Annotated in this window: 20 protein-coding genes; 10 read left to right on the forward strand and 10 right to left on the reverse strand. The window is 48.7% G+C overall.

Annotated features, from left to right (window positions below; all coding sequences use genetic code 11):
- Nucleotides 1–8 precede the first annotated feature (8 nt).
- From sdhA to sdhC, 3 genes are read right to left on the reverse strand one after another with little or no spacing between them, the layout of a single operon-like run.
- Complete coding sequence (gene sdhA / locus BZG83_RS01590; RefSeq protein WP_069588384.1) at nucleotides 9–1,775, reverse strand: succinate dehydrogenase flavoprotein subunit; 1,767 nt, start codon at nucleotides 1,773–1,775, stop codon at nucleotides 9–11.
- Nucleotides 1,776–2,126 carry a succinate dehydrogenase, hydrophobic membrane anchor protein gene (gene sdhD / locus BZG83_RS01595; RefSeq protein WP_077455214.1) on the reverse strand — a complete coding sequence of 117 codons (351 nt, stop codon included), beginning with the start codon at nucleotides 2,124–2,126 and terminating at the stop codon, nucleotides 1,776–1,778. It abuts the gene before it with no gap.
- The gene (sdhC, locus tag BZG83_RS01600) at nucleotides 2,120–2,512 is read right to left on the reverse strand and encodes a succinate dehydrogenase cytochrome b556 subunit (RefSeq protein ID WP_077479105.1); all 393 of its coding nucleotides are present in this window, start codon (nucleotides 2,510–2,512) and stop codon (nucleotides 2,120–2,122) included. Before sdhC ends, sdhD begins: the two co-directional genes overlap by 7 nt.
- A gap of 400 nt (nucleotides 2,513–2,912) precedes the next feature.
- Between sdhC and BZG83_RS01605 the strand changes: the two genes are divergently transcribed.
- On the forward strand, nucleotides 2,913–4,202 hold the full coding sequence (locus tag BZG83_RS01605) for a citrate synthase (protein ID WP_077479106.1): 1,290 nt from the start codon (nucleotides 2,913–2,915) through the stop codon (nucleotides 4,200–4,202).
- Between the two features lie 60 nt (nucleotides 4,203–4,262).
- Here BZG83_RS01605 and BZG83_RS01610 read toward each other — a convergent pair whose 3' ends face one another.
- Together BZG83_RS01610 and BZG83_RS01615 are read right to left on the reverse strand one after the other, a co-directional pair.
- Nucleotides 4,263–5,021 (reverse strand): Nif3-like dinuclear metal center hexameric protein, encoded by a 759-nt coding sequence (locus tag BZG83_RS01610; protein ID WP_077479107.1) that lies wholly within the window; start codon nucleotides 5,019–5,021, stop codon nucleotides 4,263–4,265.
- Nucleotides 5,022–5,130: 109 nt separating this feature from the next.
- Complete coding sequence (locus BZG83_RS01615) at nucleotides 5,131–5,328, reverse strand: DUF2517 family protein (RefSeq protein ID WP_069588700.1); 198 nt, start codon at nucleotides 5,326–5,328, stop codon at nucleotides 5,131–5,133.
- A 127-nt stretch (nucleotides 5,329–5,455) separates the two neighbouring features.
- Between BZG83_RS01615 and BZG83_RS01620 the strand changes: the two genes are divergently transcribed.
- Nucleotides 5,456–6,253 carry a DUF1853 family protein gene (locus BZG83_RS01620; protein WP_077479108.1) on the forward strand — a complete coding sequence of 266 codons (798 nt, stop codon included), beginning with the start codon at nucleotides 5,456–5,458 and terminating at the stop codon, nucleotides 6,251–6,253.
- Nucleotides 6,254–6,329: 76 nt separating this feature from the next.
- On the opposite strand, the gene pgm is transcribed toward BZG83_RS01620, so the two are convergent.
- Nucleotides 6,330–7,976, reverse strand: coding sequence for a phosphoglucomutase (alpha-D-glucose-1,6-bisphosphate-dependent) (gene pgm, locus BZG83_RS01625; RefSeq protein WP_077479109.1), 1,647 nt, complete (start codon nucleotides 7,974–7,976; stop codon nucleotides 6,330–6,332).
- A gap of 28 nt (nucleotides 7,977–8,004) precedes the next feature.
- Entirely contained in the window at nucleotides 8,005–8,547 is a 543-nt protein-coding gene (gene seqA / locus BZG83_RS01630; protein ID WP_077455219.1) for a replication initiation negative regulator SeqA, read from the reverse strand.
- A 99-nt stretch (nucleotides 8,548–8,646) separates the two neighbouring features.
- Between seqA and BZG83_RS01635 the strand changes: the two genes are divergently transcribed.
- From BZG83_RS01635 to fldA, 3 genes are all read left to right on the forward strand, one after another.
- Nucleotides 8,647–9,420, forward strand: a complete 774-nt coding sequence (locus tag BZG83_RS01635) for an alpha/beta fold hydrolase (protein WP_077479110.1) — start codon at nucleotides 8,647–8,649, stop codon at nucleotides 9,418–9,420.
- Nucleotides 9,421–9,480: 60 nt separating this feature from the next.
- Nucleotides 9,481–9,702 carry a DUF2788 domain-containing protein gene (locus tag BZG83_RS01640; RefSeq protein ID WP_077479111.1) on the forward strand — a complete coding sequence of 74 codons (222 nt, stop codon included), beginning with the start codon at nucleotides 9,481–9,483 and terminating at the stop codon, nucleotides 9,700–9,702.
- A gap of 125 nt (nucleotides 9,703–9,827) precedes the next feature.
- On the forward strand, nucleotides 9,828–10,355 hold the full coding sequence (gene fldA / locus BZG83_RS01645; RefSeq protein ID WP_077455221.1) for a flavodoxin FldA: 528 nt from the start codon (nucleotides 9,828–9,830) through the stop codon (nucleotides 10,353–10,355).
- Between the two features lie 46 nt (nucleotides 10,356–10,401).
- Here the strand turns inward: fldA and BZG83_RS01650 are convergent, their stop codons facing one another.
- Nucleotides 10,402–10,887, reverse strand: coding sequence for a DUF4442 domain-containing protein (locus BZG83_RS01650; RefSeq protein ID WP_077455222.1), 486 nt, complete (start codon nucleotides 10,885–10,887; stop codon nucleotides 10,402–10,404).
- Nucleotides 10,888–11,083: 196 nt separating this feature from the next.
- Here BZG83_RS01650 and fcrX point away from each other — a divergent pair, with 196 nt between their 5' ends.
- Nucleotides 11,084–11,530 carry a ferric iron uptake transcriptional regulator FcrX gene (gene fcrX / locus BZG83_RS01655; RefSeq protein ID WP_069588691.1) on the forward strand — a complete coding sequence of 149 codons (447 nt, stop codon included), beginning with the start codon at nucleotides 11,084–11,086 and terminating at the stop codon, nucleotides 11,528–11,530.
- Nucleotides 11,531–11,664: 134 nt separating this feature from the next.
- Here fcrX and glnS read toward each other — a convergent pair whose 3' ends face one another.
- Together glnS and nagE are read right to left on the reverse strand one after the other, a co-directional pair.
- Entirely contained in the window at nucleotides 11,665–13,332 is a 1,668-nt protein-coding gene (glnS, locus tag BZG83_RS01660; RefSeq protein WP_077479112.1) for a glutamine--tRNA ligase, read from the reverse strand.
- Between the two features lie 210 nt (nucleotides 13,333–13,542).
- Nucleotides 13,543–15,060 carry an N-acetylglucosamine-specific PTS transporter subunit IIBC gene (gene nagE / locus BZG83_RS01665; protein WP_077479113.1) on the reverse strand — a complete coding sequence of 506 codons (1,518 nt, stop codon included), beginning with the start codon at nucleotides 15,058–15,060 and terminating at the stop codon, nucleotides 13,543–13,545.
- A 301-nt stretch (nucleotides 15,061–15,361) separates the two neighbouring features.
- On the opposite strand from nagE, the gene nagB reads away from it, so the two are divergent.
- The 4 genes from nagB to BZG83_RS01685 all read left to right on the forward strand — a co-directional run bounded on the left by nagB (nucleotide 15,362) and on the right by BZG83_RS01685 (nucleotide 20,479).
- On the forward strand, nucleotides 15,362–16,162 hold the full coding sequence (gene nagB / locus BZG83_RS01670; protein ID WP_077479114.1) for a glucosamine-6-phosphate deaminase: 801 nt from the start codon (nucleotides 15,362–15,364) through the stop codon (nucleotides 16,160–16,162).
- An 11-nt stretch (nucleotides 16,163–16,173) separates the two neighbouring features.
- Nucleotides 16,174–17,310 carry an N-acetylglucosamine-6-phosphate deacetylase gene (nagA, locus tag BZG83_RS01675; protein WP_077479115.1) on the forward strand — a complete coding sequence of 379 codons (1,137 nt, stop codon included), beginning with the start codon at nucleotides 16,174–16,176 and terminating at the stop codon, nucleotides 17,308–17,310.
- 7 nt (nucleotides 17,311–17,317) lie between these two features.
- Nucleotides 17,318–18,532: a DNA-binding transcriptional regulator NagC gene (gene nagC / locus BZG83_RS01680; RefSeq protein WP_077479116.1), complete on the forward strand. Its 1,215-nt coding sequence runs from the start codon at nucleotides 17,318–17,320 to the stop codon at nucleotides 18,530–18,532.
- Between the two features lie 360 nt (nucleotides 18,533–18,892).
- Complete coding sequence (locus tag BZG83_RS01685; RefSeq protein ID WP_077479117.1) at nucleotides 18,893–20,479, forward strand: cation:proton antiporter family protein; 1,587 nt, start codon at nucleotides 18,893–18,895, stop codon at nucleotides 20,477–20,479.
- Nucleotides 20,480–20,518: the final 39 nt, after the last annotated feature.

The following is a 20,518-nucleotide window of genomic DNA, read 5'->3' on the forward strand; positions in this document are numbered from 1 at the left end:
CGACCCCCTTAGTAAGTACGCGCTTTCGGTGGGAAAGCGTCACGATGCACTGGCGCCATGTTGACGTCGCGCTTCGACATAGATTCCGTTTCTGGATTGTAGATGGAGTGGCATAGCCAGTTCTCATCATCACGCTCTTGATAATCAAAGCGTGCATGAGCGCCACGGCTTTCGGTACGATAGTTTGCCGCTACCGCCGTTGAATAAGCGGTTTCCATCAGGTTCTCCAGCTCCAAACACTCGATACGCTGAGTGTTGAACTCAGTCGACGTATCGTCCAATCGTGCGACTTTCAAACGTTCACGGATTTCTTGCAGTTCTTTGAGGCCTTTTTCCATCGCCTCACCTTCGCGGAATACCGAGAAGTTTTCTTGCATACACGCTTGGAGATCTTTACGGATTTCTACAGGGTCTTCGCCTTTTTGCGTGCTGTTCCAGCGGTTCAAGCGCGCTAAAGAGGCTTCAATATCAGATTCGCTTGCATCACGCGCTTCAACTTGCGCGGCCAAGGTTTCACCAAGGTGTAGACCCGTTGCACGGCCAAAGACCACCAGATCAAGCAATGAGTTACCGCCCAAACGGTTTGCGCCATGGACAGACACACTCGCGATCTCACCACAGGCAAACAGGCCTTGTACTTCAACGTCGTGTCCCATTGGATCTTGTTTGATCGCTTGACCAGACACTTGCGTTGGAATACCGCCCATCATGTAGTGGCAGGTTGGGATGACCGGAATTGGCTCTTTGACCGGATCCACGTGCGCAAAGGTACGAGACAGATCCAAAATGCCTGGCAAGCGTGACTCAAGGACATCTTTACCCAAGTGGTCGAGCTTAAGCTTGATGTGTGGACCCCAAGGGCCATCACAACCTCGACCTTCTCGGATTTCGATCATCATAGAGCGTGCGACCACGTCACGACCAGCCAGGTCTTTTGCGTTCGGCGCGTAACGCTCCATAAAGCGTTCGCCATCTTTATTAAGCAGATAGCCCCCTTCACCACGGCAGCCTTCAGTCACCAAGACACCGGCGCCAGCAATCCCTGTTGGGTGGAACTGCCACATTTCCATGTCTTGCATCGGAACACCTGCGCGCAACGCCATACCGACACCGTCACCCGTGTTGATGTGCGCATTGGTGGTGGATTGATAAATACGCCCTGCACCGCCCGTTGCAAGCACGGTCGCTTTCGATTTGAAATAGCAAATCTCACCAGTTTCCATGCACATCGCGGTGGCACCAACCACCGCACCGTCTTGGTTTTTCACCAAATCGAGGGCATACCATTCCGAGAAGATGGTGGTTTTGTTCTTGATGTTTTGCTGGTACAGCGTGTGAAGCAATGCATGACCAGTTCGGTCTGCCGCTGCGGCTGTACGCGCTGCCTGTTCACCGCCAAACTCTTTCGATTGGCCACCAAACGGACGCTGATAGATAGAGCCGTTTTCAAAGCGCGAAAACGGTAGGCCCATTTTTTCGAGTTCAATGACCGATTGCGGGCCGGTTTTACACATGTACTCGATGGCGTTTTGGTCTCCGATATAATCCGACCCTTTCACCGTGTCATACATGTGCCATTGCCAATTATCCTTGTGTGAGTTACCCAGTGCTACCGTAATACCACCCTGCGCAGATACAGTGTGAGAACGAGTCGGAAAGACTTTTGATAACAACGCACAAGACAGGCCTTGTTCAGAAATTTGCAGGGCGGCGCGCATACCTGCACCACCTGCGCCAATAACGATTGCGTCAAATTCGCGAACTGGAATACTCACTTACACACCCCACAGTACAAAGAAACCGGCAAACACATAGATCAGCAGCAAGGCAACTACACCCAATTGAAGCAGACCACGCAACAAAGCGGGCTTGATGTAGTCAGTTAACACTTGCCACATACCGATCCATCCGTGAATGAGAATCGACACCAGTGCCAGCATGGTAAAAACCTTGGTGCTGGTTTGGCCAAAAAAGGCTGTCCATGAGGCGTACGTAATGTCCGGCCCAAATGCAGCAAATCCGACCATATAAAGTGTGTAAAGTGTGATGATAATCGCAGTGGCCCGAATGAGTACAAAGTCATGTACACCATTACGCCCCACCGATGAAATGTTTTTCGTTACCATACCAAAATCCCCGCCAGTACAGACAACACGCCGGTCAATGCAAATGCCACCTGAGCGCTTTTCGCACCCGTTTCTAACTCTTCAAAATAACCGATATCCTGCATAAGGTGGCGGATACCACCTACAATGTGATAGGCAAGCGCCGTGAGGATGCCCCAAAGGACAAACTTGACGAAGAAGCTATCGACGATGGCAGACGCAGTTTCAAAACCGCTAGGTGAAGAGAGAGACAGGCTAAGTAGCCACAATAGGATGGCGATCGAGACGAAGGTGATGACACCTGCTACTCGATGCATGATAGACGCAATCGCTGTGATGGGGAAACGAATGGTCTTAATGTCGAGGTTTACGGGTCTTGGCTTTCTTTCTTTCACGATATTGCCCACTCAGCTCCATTGAGCATTTATAGTTATTTACACTCTCTGAACCTCAGTACTCAAAGCGTAAGACCTGCAACATCTGTGTAACGTGCTTTGCGTACCTTATTGCTATTAACTGCAACTTTGAGCAAATGGATCACGTCAATTTAGAAAGGTGTTTGAGCCCCTAAACGCCCTAGGATACTGATATGCCCAGAGACCTCGCAAAAGTATACGCGGCGTAACAAGCAATTACAAACGCTCAAAATTGACAGGAATCTCACAACAGATATTTAACCCGCATTGCAAATAAGTTATTAACTCGCGCACACATCGTTAGGTTAAAAATTGACATCACCTAGGCCGATCGGTAAAACGGTCGGGTCCGTATCCTGGATGGGATTATAAAATAACAAAGGAGATTGTTATGGCAGAGAAGAAAGCTACCCTACATATTGAAGGGCAAGCACCAATCGAACTGCCGATCATGGGGGGCACTGTCGGGCCAGAGGTCTTGGACGTACGTGCATTAGGTGCAAACGGATATTTCACCTTTGATCCGGGCTTTGTCGCCACGGCATCATGTGAATCGCAAATCACCTACATCGACGGCGCTGCAGGCGTTTTGCTGCATCGCGGTTACCCTATTGATCAACTCGCCAATAACGCTGATTACTTAGAAGTCTGTTATATCCTTCTTTACGGTGAAGTCCCTACGAAAAAGCAATATGAAGWATTCCGCTCGTTAATCGTGCGCCACACCATGGTACATGAGCAAATCGCGAGTTTCTTCCACGGGTTCCGTCGTGACGCTCACCCTATGGCCGTCATGGTCGGTGTCGTCGGTGCACTGGCTGCTTTCTATCACGACTCACTGGATATCAATAACGACCAGCACCGCGAAATTACCGCCTTCCGATTGCTCTCTAAAATGCCGACACTCGCGGCAATGTGTTACAAGTACTCGATTGGCCAGCCATTTATCTATCCGCGCAACGACCTAGATTACGCAGAGAACTTCCTCCACATGATGTTTGCCACGCCTTGTGAAGAATATGAAGTTAACCCAGTGGTCGCGCGTGCGATGGACAAAATCTTTACGCTGCATGCCGATCATGAGCAGAACGCATCCACCTCGACGGTCCGTCTAGCCGGCTCTTCAGGCGCGAACCCATTCGCGTGTATTGCCGCGGGGATCGCGTCACTTTGGGGGCCAGCTCACGGTGGTGCCAATGAGGCCTGCTTGCGCATGCTCGAAGAAATCGGTCATGTCGATAATATTCCTGAGTTTATTGGCCGAGCAAAAGACAAGGATGATCCTTTCCGTCTGATGGGCTTCGGACACCGGGTTTACAAAAACTACGATCCTCGCGCCACTGTGATGCGCGAAGCTTGTCATGAAGTATTGGAAGAACTGAGTATCCAAGACCCACTTCTCGATGTGGCGATGGAGCTCGAGCGTATTGCACTGTCTGATGATTACTTTATCGACAAGAAACTGTACCCAAATGTAGATTTCTACTCGGGCATCATTCTCAAAGCGATTGGTATTCCAACGTCCATGTTTACTGTGATTTTCGCAATGTCACGAACGATTGGTTGGATTGCGCATTGGAATGAAATGCACTCGGATCCCAACAATCGTATTGGTCGTCCGCGTCAGCTCTATACCGGCTACACGCAACGTGAATTCACGCCAATGAAACAGCGAGACTAACACCTTGCTTGCATAAAAACGCCGCCTAAACGAGGCGGCGTTTTTGTTTTCGTCAATCACTTATACCGGGTTGTCGATATCAATAAAATCCACCGTTAGGCCATATTGTTCAGCCAACCATTCACCGAGCGCTTTCACACCATAACGCTCTGTCGCATGATGGCCTGCAGCAATATAGTGGACACCCTGTTCGCGCGCTGAGAACGTCGTCCGTTCAGACACCTCACCCGACAGATAGGCATCCATATTCTGGTTTGCCGCTAAGTCGATAAAGTCTTGCGCACCGCCCGTGCATAAACCGACCGTTTCAATACGACGGGTGTGGCCGCCGTCAATAATCAAAGGGGCTCGGCCTAGAACCGCCGCCACTTGATGTTCAAACTGGGCTAAGGTCATCGGCGTCGAGAGCTTTCCGTAGACAGGAATCGATACGGGATTTCCGGGCTCTAACCCGCCGATCAACTCAATCCCCAATCGCTTAGCCAGTTGTGCGTTATTTCCCATGGTAGGGTGAATATCCAACGGCAAATGGTAGCCATATAAATTAATGCCATTTTCAATTAACGCTTTGATCCGTTGATACTTCATACCACGAATTTGCTGTGCTTCACCGCGCCAGAAGTAACCGTGGTGTACCAAGATGGCATCCGCATTCTGCTCAATCGCCGCATCAATAAGATCTTGGCAAGCCGTGACACCGGTAATCACTTTCTGTACTTGCTCACGCCCCTCAACTTGTAACCCATTCGGGCTATAATCTTTGATTTGGTCGGGCTTTAGCTCTGCGTTTAGGATTGCTTCGAGTTCGAGGTTATTCATGATGTCTCTTTCGTCGCTTTGAGATGTTGTATGTTAGTGTAACGTGCGGAATCGACATAAAAAAGCGGCTAACGTTTCCGTTAGCCGCTCAACCAGTAAGGCGTGATGTTTATAAAAAACCGCCCGCTTTTTCAGACTCAGCCAGCCAGACCGGCTTAGTACTATCTTTTAACCAGACTTGATGAAGATGACTATAAATACGCGATGCCAAAGGTGGCACCACTAATGTAGGCGCACATACAATACCTGCAACCACAACAGCGCTGCGACGCAAAACGACTTGGGTTTTATCGAACGGTTTATACATGACTAACCTCACTCATCTGACCAGTTGTGAGGAGAGTATATCATTCGTTTAGTATGTTTACTACATAATAGCGCAAAAATCGTTCAGCTACGACGATACAATCGATTAACAAGGTAATAAAATTACAATGACGACATCACCACTGTTTGCCCGTCGGCAGCAAATCGCAAAGGATATGGCTTGGATTCGCTCCCAACCGCCTTTGTTATCCTCTGCGGATTTTCCCATGGTCAATACCTCGACATGGCAAGTCGCTGATAACACCTTGGCAGAGATGTCTTATCGCGGACCACACCGCATTGGCTTTTACTACCAATGGCTATTAGCAAACCTAATTGCACAGCAACCTCACCTTAATGTGGTTGCTGAAGAGATACAGATTAATGATGCAGGTAAAACGGTTGGCGCCGTGGATTTCTTGATTGAAAATGGTGAGCAACTCGAACACTGGGAAGTCGCTGTAAAGTTTTATCTTGCCCATCAAGGTCGCTGGCTGGGTCCAAATGCTAAAGATGCATTAGACATCAAAGCTGAGCGTATGATGAACCATCAGCTTGCTATGTCCGATCATCCCCGCTTTTTAGCCGACCACCCACAATGGCGACCGCAAAAGAAGCGACTTTGTATCCACGGCCGTTTGTACCAGCCGTTTCACCAAAACGCACCACTCCCAGATGCACCCAGCGTCAATCTCGATTGTATTACTGGTTGGTGGTGCTGGCCCGAGGCCTTACCCCAAGACCGTCGTTATGCGTCTTTATCACGCGATCAGTGGTTGAGCATCCCTGATTTTCATACTTTACCCCGCTTTGATACAGCGGCGCTGGCTTCGCTGACACGCACTTGTCATTTGGTTGATGAGTATCTCACGCCCTGGTTTGTCGTCACCCCAGACTGGCCTCAAACTCTACCGCCTAAAGTATAGTGGCCGCCAGACGCACATAAAAAAGCCGCACCTTAACGGTACGGCCTTTACAACGCACGAGGGGATATTTGGCGTTTTATACCCCTTGCTCGGCAAAAACGTTATCCACGATCTGTTGCGCTTCTTTTTCAATCATGCGCAGGTGCGCCTCACCTTTAAAGCTCTCACAATAGATCTTGTAGATCTCTTCCGTACCAGAGGGGCGAGCAGCGAACCACCCAGACTCAGTGACGACTTTTAAGCCACCAATCGCTTCACCATTGCCTGGCGCGTGAGTCAGCTTTGCAGTAATGATATCGCCCGCTAACGTCTCCGCGGTCACCATTTCAGGGCTTAACTGGCTAAGCACTTGTTTTTGCTGCTTGTTCGCCACCGCTTGTAAACGGTTATAGGCGGGATCGCCATGCTTATTCACCAGTGTTTGATAGTAAGCGTGAGGTGTCATGCCGGTCACCGCGAGGATCTCAGCGGCCAGTAAACACAGAATAATGCCATCTTTATCGGTCGACCAAGGCTGTCCATCCAAGGTTAAGAAAGAGGCGCCCGCACTTTCTTCGCCACCAAAGCCAAGCTGGCAGTGATGCAGACCATCGACAAACCATTTAAAGCCAACCGGGACTTCCACCAGCTTTCTATCAAGATCCGCAACCACTTTGTCAATAATGGCACTCGACACGAGTGTTTTACCCACACCTAAGCGACTCGGCCATTGCTGACGATGGCGGAAAAGATAATCAATACAAACCGCTAAATAATGATTAGGGTTCATCAAGCCATCTGATGACACAATGCCGTGGCGGTCAAAATCAGGGTCATTCCCAAAAGCAAGATCATAGTGGTCTTTGTGTGCTAACAATCCCGCCATCGCATAGGGTGAGGAACAATCCATGCGGATCACACCGTCGCTGTCGAGAGGCATGAAGCCAAAAGTCGGATCGACTTTCTCATTCACGAGGGTAATATCGAGCTGATAATGTTCAGCGATTTTTTGCCAATAGCGAATCCCAGCCCCACCCAGAGGATCAACAGCCAGTTTTAATCCTGCCGCTTGAAYGGCTTTAATATCCACGACACGCTCGAGCCCAGCGACATAAGGGGTCACTAAGTCTTGCTCTTGGTAGTAAGCGCTTGCCCGTGCTTCGTCAATAGCCAACCGTTTCACGCCTTCTAAGCCAGCATCTATATAATCGTTGGCTCGTGCTTCAATCGATTTTGTGATGGCCCCTTCTGCTGGGCCGCCATGCGGAGGGTTGTACTTAATTCCCCCATCTTGCGGTGGATTATGTGAGGGGGTGATCACAATCCCGTCCGCTTGCTCAGCATGATCACGGTTATAAGCCAGAATTTGTTGGGAAATGCCCGGCGTTGGCGTATAGCCCTGATCTGCTTGCGCAATAACCTCTACCTGATTGGCCGTCAATACTTCAACCACGGCACCGAAAGCGGGCTCGGACAGCGCATGCGTATCTTTACCCACAAAGACAGGTCCCGTGATACCAAGCGCACGGCGCTCATCACAGATGGCCTGAGCAATCGCGTGAATGTGATCACGGTTGAATGTTGTATTTAGTGCACTGCCACGGTGGCCTGATGTTCCAAACGCAACGCGCTGCGCCGGATTGCCGGGGGTTGGCTGGGCCTGAAAAAAGCGCGTGACTAGCGCTGGAATATCGCATAAATCAGCGGCGTCTGCGCGCTGCCCTGCTTGGGGATGCACTGCCATAAATCTCGTCTCCCATGAGTGGCATAGATTAAATCGCGTTGACAACCTTTTCGATCAAATCGCTGGGGAACTGCATTTTTTCCATAAGCTGCTCCACCATTTGGCGCTTACGGCCGGTATTAGTGTTGGTGATTACCCAAAAAGGTGTCTCTGGAATTTGTTTCGGCTTGGTGGTTTTGCCGCTTTCTAACAACGTTTGCTGATTGTCAGCAAAATACAGACGAGTGCGTCCTTTTAGAGCCATCCCATCGGCAAAACCTTGCTGGTCCACACGATATAGGGTGGTCAAAACGAGCATAAAGCGCCCGATTGCACGCTCTTGCGCTGCAAACTCATCCGAGATCAATAGCGATCGCATCGCTTTAACGCGATCAACAGACGCACTGCGTCCTGCATCTTTACTCACTACGATGCCGCTAGAACGAGAGGGTGTCGGTGCAGGCTGTGTTGACTGCTGCGCCGAATCCGACAGCAATAAGCGGCGCAAAATATCTGATGCGCTCTCACCAATATGCTGCGTTTGGCTGGCAATGTACCGGTATAGCTCCTCGTCAACCTCAATCGTCTTCATTGTTTTTCATCGAGTCCTGTTTGTCGTTTAACGGGGCGATTATACAGAGATAGATAGGTATACTCTACGCCAAAGCCAGTAATCTGAGAGAAAAGCAACGTGTTATTAAACGAAAAGTCTCGCGGTGAGGGCTCGCCGCTCGTATTGATCCACGGTTTATTCGGCAATCTCGACAATCTAGGCGGATTAGCAAAAACCTTGGCTGATCACTTTTGTGTTTATCAAATTGATCTACCTAATCACGGCCAGTCCTATCATACTAAGCTGGTCGATTATCAGGCACAGTCGGACGCGGTTGTCGCATGGATGGATCACCATCAACTCGACAAGGTGACATTAGTCGGTCACTCAATGGGCGGGAAAGTTGCTATGGCTATCGCACAGCGCTTTCCTGAGCGCGTGACACAGTTGGTGGTCATGGATATTGCCCCCGTCGACTATCAAGTTAATCGGCATGACGCGGTGTTTACGGCGCTAAAACGCACCCAAAACATTCCCTTGACCAGTCGTCAACAAGCACAATCCATCATGGATGAGACAATTGAAAACCCAGGCGTGACACAATTTTTATTGAAATCACTCTATAAAACCGATCAAGGTCACTACGCCTGGCGCTTCAATATTGATAATCTTTATCACGGTTATCGCGATATTATGGGCTGGCAGGCATTCGGACAGTATTCAGGCCCGACTCTGTTTGTAAAAGGTCAACAATCTGAATACATTTTGCCCGAGCATCGTGATGCGATTATAGAACAGTTCCCGCATTCGAAAGCGCACATGGTGGCAGGCACAGGCCATTGGCTACATGCTGAAAAACCTGCTGTGGTTGCCAACGTTATTGAGCGCTTTTTAATGCAGGGAGAGCGTTAACAGGTCTGTGACCCTTGTGGTATATTGCGCCGCATATGTCGGTGCTCAATGGAGGCACGCATGCTTTACGAGCACTTTCAATTGCTCGAAAAAATTGGCCTAGACCTCGTTTTTGCTGCCATTTTCTTTTTTATCGGAATGGCAATCAAAGACGTACTAAAAGAAGGCAATGTGCCAGTTTTTGGTCGACGTATTGTCTGGTTTGTTCTCACACTAGGCTGTGTTGGTTTTATTACAAAAGGGGTTATTCAACTGTTCTGGGAAGGTGTTGGCATCGGCTAACATCCCTAAACGGAGAATGATCCCACGTACGCTCTAGCGTATAGGAGTGTGAAAAAGCACCGCTTTTTCTTTAATTCGAGTTAGTTGCAAACAGCAACCCACTGAAAAAAACGGGTATTTTTTATATGGCGAGTGTAGGTCTCTTCTTTGGTAGTGACACAGGTAACACTGAAGCAATTGCAAAGAGCATTCAAAAGCAACTGGGCAAACAGATGGTCCATGTGCAGGATATTGCGAAAAGCAGTAAAGAAGATATCGATAACTTCGATCTTCTCCTGCTGGGTATCCCAACTTGGTACTATGGCGAAGCACAGTGTGATTGGGATGACTTCTTCCCAGAACTTGAGCAAATTGACTTCTCAACCAAATTGGTCGCCATCTTTGGCTGTGGTGATCAGGAAGATTATGCAGAATATTTCTGTGACGCAATGGGCACGGTACGTGACATTGTTGAAGCAAAAGGCGCGACCATCATTGGCCATTGGCCAACCGAAGGCTATGAGTTTGAAGCCTCTAAAGCCTTGGTAGACGACAATCACTTTGTCGGCTTGTGCGTCGATGAAGACCGTCAACCTGAACTGACCGATGAGCGTGTCAGCAAATGGGTGAAGCAAGTCTACGAAGAAATGTGTTTGGCGGAATTAGAAGACTAACTCGTCAATGAACCACCAAAACGCCAAGACTCTCTTGGCGTTTTTTCTATGCGGCGTCTTGGGTTAGGTCACGGTATTGACGTTTTTTTCTCACATATAAGGTGCGCTTCACTTCAGCCACCACCTCCCCCTTCGCGTCTTTGACATGCACAACAAACTCGGGTAACACTTTCTCCCCTCTTCCAGCCTGTTGCTGAATGTCTTGCAACACCGCATCGCTAATCACAAAATCGGCAAATAAGTCGGTGGTGCCCGGTTTGATGAAATTAATATCCGCTTGTTTATCCCACACATGATACTGTGGTCCGAGTATGCCCATTAACATCAAGGCATAAACAGGATCGGTCAGTGAAAAAATACTGCCACCATATTGTGTTCGATTCGCGTTTTTGTTCCACCAGCGCAGTTTTAACCGCATATTGACGCACTTAAAGTCGTCACTGATAGACTCAATATGGATCCCCGCTCCCCAGAAGGGAGGCCAACTATTTAATGCCCACTTCACAATTCTTGGTTTATAGAACCGATACATAACTGATTGACGTCCTTATCTGGTCTTACCAGACAATATTTACATCTAGAAAACATTGTTGCAACCAAGAATGATCAAAATTCGTTCGTCTAAACGTTCCTTGCTGTAGCGAGCGCCGAGCAATTTTGATAGTCTTAATAAATATTTTCCTTGCTAATCAAACTGTCTCTCGCAGGCAGAAAACAGGTAGATACACATGTCAGACAATAACCAGGCGTTGAAGCAAGCTGGGCTAAAAGTCACGCTGCCACGGCTCAAGATCCTAGAAGTGCTGCAACAGCCCGATTGCCAGCATATCAGTGCCGAAGACCTGTATAAGAAGTTGATTGATCTAGGCGAAGAAATTGGCCTAGCGACGGTATACCGTGTCCTCAACCAGTTTGATGATGCCGGCATTGTCACCCGTCACCACTTTGAAGGTGGAAAATCGGTGTTTGAGTTAGCGACTCAGCACCACCATGATCACCTCGTCTGTCTTGACTGCGGTAAAGTCATTGAGTTTTCGGATGATTTGATTGAAGAGCGTCAAAAGGAAATTGCCGGTCGTTTTAATGTTCGTCTTACCAACCATAGCTTGTATCTCTATGGTCACTGCCAAGAAGGCGACTGCAAAGCAGATCCATCGATTCACAATGATGACTGAATGATCAAGGCTTGAGTGACTTGATGTTGTCATAAAGAAGTCCTCTTTATGTCAACGTATTTCAGAACGGGACATAAACCTATAAAAAAGCCGGCAGTGTATGCCGGCTTTTTTTGATCGAGTAAAGACAAAGGTTACTTACCTTCAATCTTCGCCCATGTGTCACGTAAGCCTACGGTACGGTTAAAGACTAATGCCTCCGCACGACTGTCTTTGTTATCCGCACAGAAGTAGCCCGTGCGCTCAAATTGATAGCCAGCTTCAGGCTGCGCGTCTTTCAAGCTAGGCTCAACGTACCCGTGCATCACTTGCAAAGAGTCTGGGTTAATCGTCTCTACGAAGTTTTCTGCACTTGCAGGATTTGGCACAGTAAAGAGGCGATCGTACAAGCGGAACTCAGCCGGAACAGCTTCTGCCGCGGATACCCAATGGATTACCCCTTTTACTTTACGGCCATCTGCAGGGTCTTTTCCTAGCGTCTCAGGATCGTAGCTACAGTACACCGTAGTGATGTTTCCGTGCTCATCTTTCTCRCAACGCTCGGCTTTGACTACATAAGCATTACGCAGGCGTACTTCTTTATCCAACACCAAACGCTTATATTTTTTGTTAGCCGATTCACGGAAGTCTTCGCGCTCAATCCAGATCTCGCGAGAGAAAGGCACCTGACGCTGTCCCGTCTCTGGTTTGTTTGGATGATTCGGGGCACTTAGCCACTCAACGTCATCCGCTTTGTTTTCAATCACCAGCTTGATCGGATCCAAAACGGCCATCGCTCGCGGTGCGCGTTCATTCAGATCATCACGAATACACGACTCCAGTGCACTCATTTCGATGATGTTATCTTGCTTGGTGACACCAATTCGTTTGCAGAACTCACGAATAGACGCAGGCGTGTAACCACGACGACGTAGACCAGAAATCGTCAACATACGTGGATCATCCCAGCCATTGACGAGCTGCTCTGACACCAGTTGGTTGAGCTTACGCTTGGACATCACGGTGTATTCCAAGTTTAGGCGACTAAACTCGTACTGATGCGGGGTGCAATCGATGGTGATGTTTTGCAACACCCAGTCATATAAGCGGCGGTTGTCTTGGAACTCCAGAGTACATAACGAGTGAGTGATCCCTTCCAATGCATCCGAGATACAGTGGGTAAAATCATACATCGGATAAATACACCACTTATCACCCGTCTGGTGGTGATGTGCAAAACGTACGCGATAGATAACTGGGTCGCGCATCACCATGAAAGGTGACGCCATATCGATTTTAGCGCGAAGACACGCAGTGCCCTCGGCAAATTCGCCCGCGCGCATTTTTTCAAATAACGTGAGGTTTTCTTCCACCGCACGATCACGATAAGGGCTCGGCTTGCCCGGCTCTGTCAACGTACCTCGGTACTCGCGGATTTGATCTGGGCTTAATTCGTCGACATACGCCAAACCTTTTTCAATCAGTTCAACCGCAAAGCCGTACAACTTATCAAAATAGTCTGATGAATAGCGCTCTTTACCTGCCCACTCAAAGCCAAGCCATTGGACGTCGCGTTTGATCGAGTCAACGTACTCAACGTTTTCTTTTTCTGGGTTGGTATCATCAAAGCGCAAATTGCACTCACCTTGATAATCCTGCGCAATACCGAAGTTCAGGCAAATAGACTTAGCGTGACCGATATGCAGATAGCCATTAGGCTCCGGCGGGAAACGGGTCACGACTGATGTGTGTTTTCCCTCCGCCAAATCTTTATCAATGATTTGACGAATAAAATTGGTTGGACGAGCTTCAGCATCACTCATCAAGGTTACCTCGTATCAAAACAGTGCGAATTTTACAGCTACATGGATACTATGATCTCTTATTCCGGCACTTTACTCAACCAGTTGTTGTTAAACTCGCCCTCGCATGCCCCTAAATGCGCTTTTTTTGTTCACCCCACCTCCCGAGCATAAAAAACGCCCAGCGTTAGCTGGGCGTTATCGGGTTTAGATTGTCTTTATAGTGGTCGCTTATGGCAATTTCACTGCAGACAAATCTTCATTATCCGGGATTTGCTTCATCTCACCGGCAATGATTTCGGCCAATGGGCCAAGAATGACTTGCAAGTTATTATCCCCTAACTTCACGACACCCATCGCGCCAATGGCTTTGAGTTTCGCTTCATCGACGATTTCACGGTTTGCCACCGATAGACGCAAGCGTGTGATACAAGCGTCGATAGATGTCAGGTTTTGATGTCCGCCTAACGCTTTGAGGTACTTACGTGCAAGCTCACGGTTGTCGCTGGTTTCATTCGTATTTGCGTTTCCAGCAGATGCGCCTTCAATGCTGTCATCTTCACGACCCGGGGTTTTCAAGTTCATGGCCATGATAGCCGCACGGAATGTCGCGTAATAAAGCACGAAGAATACCAAGCCCATCACAGGTAGCATGTACCACTCGTTGGCTACGGGGTTTTTTGACGACAACACCAAGTCGACAAGACCTGCAGAGAAGCCAAAACCGGCAGTCCAGTTAAAGGTGGCCGCGATGAACAAAGAGATGCCTGTCAAGAACGCATGCAACACAAACAGCACAGGTGCTACGAACAGGAAGGCGAACTCGAGAGGTTCAGTTACACCGGTAAAGAACGAAGCAAAACCGGCTGCAATCATGATAGATGCCACACGTGCTTTGTTCTCTGGACGTGCAGTGTGGTAAATCGCCAGTGCCGCCCCCGGTAGACCAAACATCATCACAGGGAAGAAGCCGGCCATGTACATGCCTGTGGTTCCCTTAATTGCTTCTCCAGAAGCAAGACCTTGTGCGCCCATCCAGAAACGGCCCAAGTCATTGATACCCACAGTGTCGAACCAGAATACCGCGTTAAGCGCATGGTGAAGACCGACAGGAATCAACAGACGGTTGAAGAATCCGTAGATACCTGCACCCGCGGCGCCTAAGTTAGTGATACTTTCACCGAAGTGAACCAAACCACCAAATACGACCGGCCATACAAACATCAGCACGAACGAAATCGCAATAGCGACGACTGAGACAAGAATGGGAACCAGACGTTTGCCACTGAAGAACGCCAGTGCTTTTGGCAGCTCTACACCGCTGTAACGGTTGTAAAGCTCTGCCGATACCACACCAATTAAAATACCGATAAATTGGTTGTTGATTTTGCTAAACGCCAGCTCATTGTTGTCTAGTGCAACATCCACGAGACCAATTTGGCTTACAGTACCAGGCGCACAAAGCGTGGTGATCACCATAAAGCCGACGAAACCTGCCAAGGCAGCCGCACCATCTTTATCTTTTGACATGCCGTAAGCCACGCCAATGGCGAACAGTAAAGACATATTTTCCATATCAATGATCGCCGCCCCTGACTTAATCAAGAAAGCAGCCAATGCGCTGTTACCACCCCAACCTGTTGGATCAAGCCAGTAGCCGACCCCCATCAAGATCGCTGCGGCTGGCAGTACCGCTACCGGTACCATCAGCGCACGACCTATACGTTGCGCGTATCCAAGAATATTCACCTTCGTTCCCCCTATGTGTTCTCAGAGCCATGCCGCAGTATTTGTTGTTTTCTGCGTCTGGCGTATCGCGTGAGATAATGACCAAAGCACTTTTTTTGTCAAACAATGTTAGTCAATTGCAGTTTATGTCAATAAATTCGCCTCGCAAATTAAAACCACCTTTTTTGTGAGTTTTATCACCGATCCACACCAAAAACAGAGAAATATGTTAGCCAGATCATAAAACTTATTTTATGATGAAAATAAATGAACATATTCGTTATGCTGTACCCGTAAGCCCACTGATTTATCGAGGTGTCCTGTGCGACTCATTCCATTACAAACCAGCCATCAAGTCGGCCTATGGTCGGCTAGATATATCGTTGATACTATTAATAAATTCGCTCCAAGCGCCGAACGCCCATTTGTGCTCGGACTGCCAACAGGCGGTACGCCACTGAATACTTACAAGCAACTGATCACCCTGTTCAATCAGGGCGAAGTGAGCTTTGAGCATGTGGTGACCTTCAACATGGACGAGTACTGCAATATCCCAGCCGACCATGACCAGTCATATCGTACCTTCATGTATGAAAACTTCTTTAAGCACATTGATATTAAAGAAGAAAACATCAACTTACTGAACGGAAATGCGAGCGATGTTGATGCGGAATGCAAACGTTATGAAGACAAGATCAAATCCTACGGCAAGATCCATCTCTTTATGGGCGGTGTAGGTAACGACGGTCACATTGCGTTTAACGAGCCAGCCTCTTCGCTGGCCTCTCGGACACGGATCAAAACCTTGACCGAAGATACCCGTATGGCAAACTCTCGCTTCTTTGATAATGATATCAACCAAGTACCTAAGCACGCGCTTACCATTGGCGTCGGGACGCTACTCGATGCTGAAGAGATCATGATTTTGGTCACTGGCCACAATAAGGCACAGGCACTTCAAGCAGCCGTGGAGGGGTCGGTCAATCACTTGTGGACTGTTTCCGCACTGCAGCTGCACCCTAAAGCCATGATTGTGTGCGATGCGCCTTCAACTGCCGAACTAAAAGTAAAAACAGTGAAGTATTTTCAGGAGCTTGAAGCCCAGAACATTCATAATTTATAAGGAATAACAGCATGTATGCGTTAACCCACTGCCGGATTTTTACTGGTCATGAAGTGCTTGATGACCACGCTATTGTCATCCGTGACGGCGTGATTGAGGACGTTTGCCCGCAACATGCGCTGCCGACAGAGATAGAAAAACGCTCACTCGACGGAGCTTACGTCAGCCCGGGCTTCATTGATCTGCAGCTTAATGGTTGTGGTGGTGTCATGTTTAACGATGCGATCACCACAGACACCATTGAGACCATGCACCGAGCAAACTTGAAGTCAGGGTGCACCAACTTCTTACCCACTCTGATCACGAGTTCAGATGATGACATGCGTGCGGCGATCAACGCGATGCGCGAATACAAAGCCCACCATCCGCATCAAGCTTTAGGCTTACACTTAGAAGGGCCTTACTTAAACAGCGCAAAAAAAGGCATCCACAGTCTCGACTATATTCGCCCCAGCAACGACAAGATGATTGCGTACTTGTGCGACAACGCCGACGTGATTACCAAATTGACGCTGGCGCCCGAACTCGCGCCCAAAGCGCACATTCAGGCGCTCACCAAAGCAGGCATTATCGTCTCCGCTGGCCACACTAACGCAACCTATGAGCAAGCACGGGAAGGCTTTGCTAATGGGATTGGGTTTGCGACCCACCTGTTCAATGCTATGACGGCGACTACCGGTCGCGAGCCCGGCATGGTTGGCGCGATTTATGATACGCCCGAGGTTTACACCGGCGTCATTGCTGACGGTTTCCATGTGTCTTACGCCAACATTCGTCTTGCACATAAAGTAAAAGGTGAGAAATTAGTGCTAGTTACTGATGCTGTGGCACCAGCAGGAGCCGACATGGATCACTTTATTTTTGTAGGCAAGAAAGTATATTACCGTGACGGCAAGTGTGTTGATGAGAATGGTACACTTGGCGGCTCTGCACTGACGATGAACGAAGCAGTTCGTAATAGTGTTGAGCATATAGGTATCGCCTTGGATGAGGCTCTGCGCATGGCAACGCTGTATCCTGCGCGCGCTATTGGTGTCGATCAGCTTTATGGCAGTATTCGCCCGGGGAAAATTGCGAATCTTGCTATTTTTGATCGCACACTCAACATCCGAGCGACGGTGGTTAACGGACAATATACACATAGCTAGGACATTTATGACTGGCGGACAAATCGGGAATGTCGACTTGGTAAAGCAGCTCAACGGGGCTGCCGTTTATCGGTTGATCGATCAACAAGGGCCCATCTCTCGCATACAAATTGCAGACGTGAGCCGTCTAGCACCCGCAAGTGTGACAAAAATAACCCGCCAATTGCTCGAACGTGGCTTGATCAAGGAAGTGGCTCAGCAAGCGTCAACCGGCGGTCGCCGAGCTATTTCTTTGACCACAGAATGCGCCCCATTCCATACCCTTGCGGTAAGACTGGGGCGTCATTTTATCGAGCTTTCACTCTATGATTTAAGTGGGACATCGCTTGCTGAACACGGGGAAGTTTTTCACTATCACGATCAAACCGAGTTAGTGAACGGCCTGATTCAGATTCTGAGTCAGTTTATTGACACCCACCAACAATCCATCAAAGAGCTGATTGCCATATCGGTCGTGATGCCCGGCCTGATTGATCCTGAATCTGGGGTCGTCGAATACATGCCTAACATCACGATTCAACAGCTAGCCCTTGCCGACACACTCCGTGAGGAGTTTGGTGTGCAAGCGTTTATTGGTAACGATATTCGCGGGCAAGCATTGGCGGAGCACTACTTTGGTGCCAGTCAAGCCTATTACGATTCGATGCTAGTCAGTGTTCACCATGGCACTGGCGCTGGGATTATCGTAAACGGGCAAATTTTCTTGGGCCATAACCGCAATGTAGGTGAATTGGGCCATGTTCAAATTGACCCTTTGGGTAAGAAGTGCCAATGCGGCAATTTTGGCTGTTTAGAGACCGTTGCCTCTAACGAAGCCATTATCGAACATGCACAACAGCTACTGGCTCAAGGGCACCCGAGCACGCTCAAACACGATGACAGTTTAACGATCGAAGCCATTTGTGAGGCCGCCGAGCAAGGCGATGAACTGGCAAGACAGGTATTGGTAAAGGTTGGCAATCATCTTGGCAAAGCCATTGCTATGACCGTTAACCTATTCAATCCTCAACTTGTGGTCATTGCTGGTAAGATCACGGCAGCAAAAAGTGTCGTCTTCCCCGCCATTCAGCGCTGTGTTGAAAACCAGTCACTGCCTAGCTTTCATCAAAAGCTAGACATTGTAAGCGCGAAGCTAGCAGAAAAACCTACCATGGCCGCTTTCTCGTTAGTTAAACGCGCCATGCTCAACGGCGAACTGTTACAAAAACTGCTCGAAGAGTGATCGTTTAACGGGTTTGACGTCTTGCTACGCAAACCCGTTTTTTCCGCAAAAATCTCACACTWTCCCTATCTAGCGTGTACATTATATACCCAAGCTATGGTGCGCTATAAGTTGGCAACGCGTCTCGGGCCTATCTCTTTTCTCAAAGTCGCGTAGACATCAAAGCGCCTTGTTCCTTATCGCTTAACCTCAGAGGAACTAAGCTCAAACAAGCTATTACTAAGGAGACCCATCAATGTCTCAAATTCATATCTTTAGTTGATTCAAAACTTTAAGATAAGTGTCGATGCTGTGTTTATTGGCTTTTGCACAAAAACACGGATTCTGTTTGCTCGCTAACTCACATAATAAGCATACGATATGGAACTGGTTTACATCTCAGCAGCCTTCATCAGCGGCTATATTCTGATGCGTTGTCACTTGCCACCTCTCGTTGGCTTTTTGATTGCTGGCTTTGCGCTACATGCGTTTGGCTACGAATCCACCCCGGTGATCTCTGATCTGGCCGATTTGGGTGTCACCTTGCTGCTTTTCTCGATTGGATTGAAGTTGGATGTCAAAACCCTACTTGCCAAGGAGATTTGGTTTGGCGCCACCGCCCATAACCTGCTGACTACGGGGTTGTTCACGCTGTCCTTGCTCGGCTTGAAAGCCCTAAGCGTGCCTATGCTTGCCGGTTTGAGCTTGTCAGAGTTGGCCCTGTTGGGTTTTGCCCTATCCTTCTCCAGTACCGTCTTTGCCATTAAGGCACTCCAAGAGAAAGGGGAGCTTAACGCCACCTATGGTACTTTGGCGATTGGCATTCTGATCATGCAAGATATCTTTGCGGTGGTCTTTATCACCGCTACGTCCGGAAAAACGCCTGAGCTCAGTGCACTACTGCTCTTTGCGTTACCTCTGCTTAAGCCAGTACTCAATAAGATACTAGATAACGCGGGGCACGGCGAAATGCTGGTGCTTTATGGCATTTTCTTGGCGTTAGTAGCGGGAGCGGGCTTGTTTGAGCTTGTTGGCGTTAAACCAGACTTAGGGGCGTTAATTTTAGGGATGCTGCTGGCAAGCCACCCTCGCGCCTCGGAAATGGCCAAATCGCTCTTTAATATGAAAGAGCTTTTCCTCGTGTGCTTTTTCCTCAACATTGGCTTATCCGAGCAGCCTACTTGGCAAAGCTTTGGCTTTGCATTGCTCCTCATGTTGCTTTTGCCTATCAAAGGGGTTCTCTATTACTGGATTGTCAGTGGCTTCCGCTATCGCGTGCGGACTGCTTTATTCACCACACTAACCCTATTTAACTTCAGTGAGTTTGGCTTAATCGTGGGGGGATTTGCGTATAAAGCTGGCCTTATGCCTGGCCCTATATTAGTGTCCATCGCTATTGCAGTGTCATTGAGTTTTGCGTTTTCCGCACCGCTCAATACATTCAGTAATCAGCTCTATACTTGGGCATCGCAGTGGTTGAAAGATAGAAACCCCGAGCAGCTACATCCCAGTGATCAGCTGATCAATCTCGGTGATGCCTCGATTCTGGTACTTGGAATGGGTCGAATTGGTTCAGGGGCGTATGACGAGCTCTCTGCCACTCATCACCAACCCATTATTGGCATTGACAACCGAGAAGATTCAGTGGCACGCCATCAAGAGGAAGGACGACGTGCGATTCTTGGCGATGCCACCGACCCTGACTTCTGGTCACGCGCCATTTCTGATGGGCAGATCAAATTAATCTTACTGGCAATGCCACACAGTCAGGCCAATATGCTTGCGCTAGAGCAAATCCGGCAAACCAACTTTAAGGGCAAGGTCGCGGCAATTGCGAAGTATGAGGATGAAATTGAGCAGCTCAAAGCGCTCGGTGTTGACGAAGCGTTCAATATCTACCAAGAGGCCGGTAGTGGATTTGCTCGACATGTGCGAGAGCAGTTTACCACGCCATCCAACAACGCCTAACCCACCGCGATTCCAATACTCAAGCCGCTCTTTCGAGCG

This window comes from Salinivibrio sp. PR919, assembly GCF_001995355.1.
Lineage (GTDB): Bacteria > Pseudomonadota > Gammaproteobacteria > Enterobacterales > Vibrionaceae > Salinivibrio > Salinivibrio proteolyticus.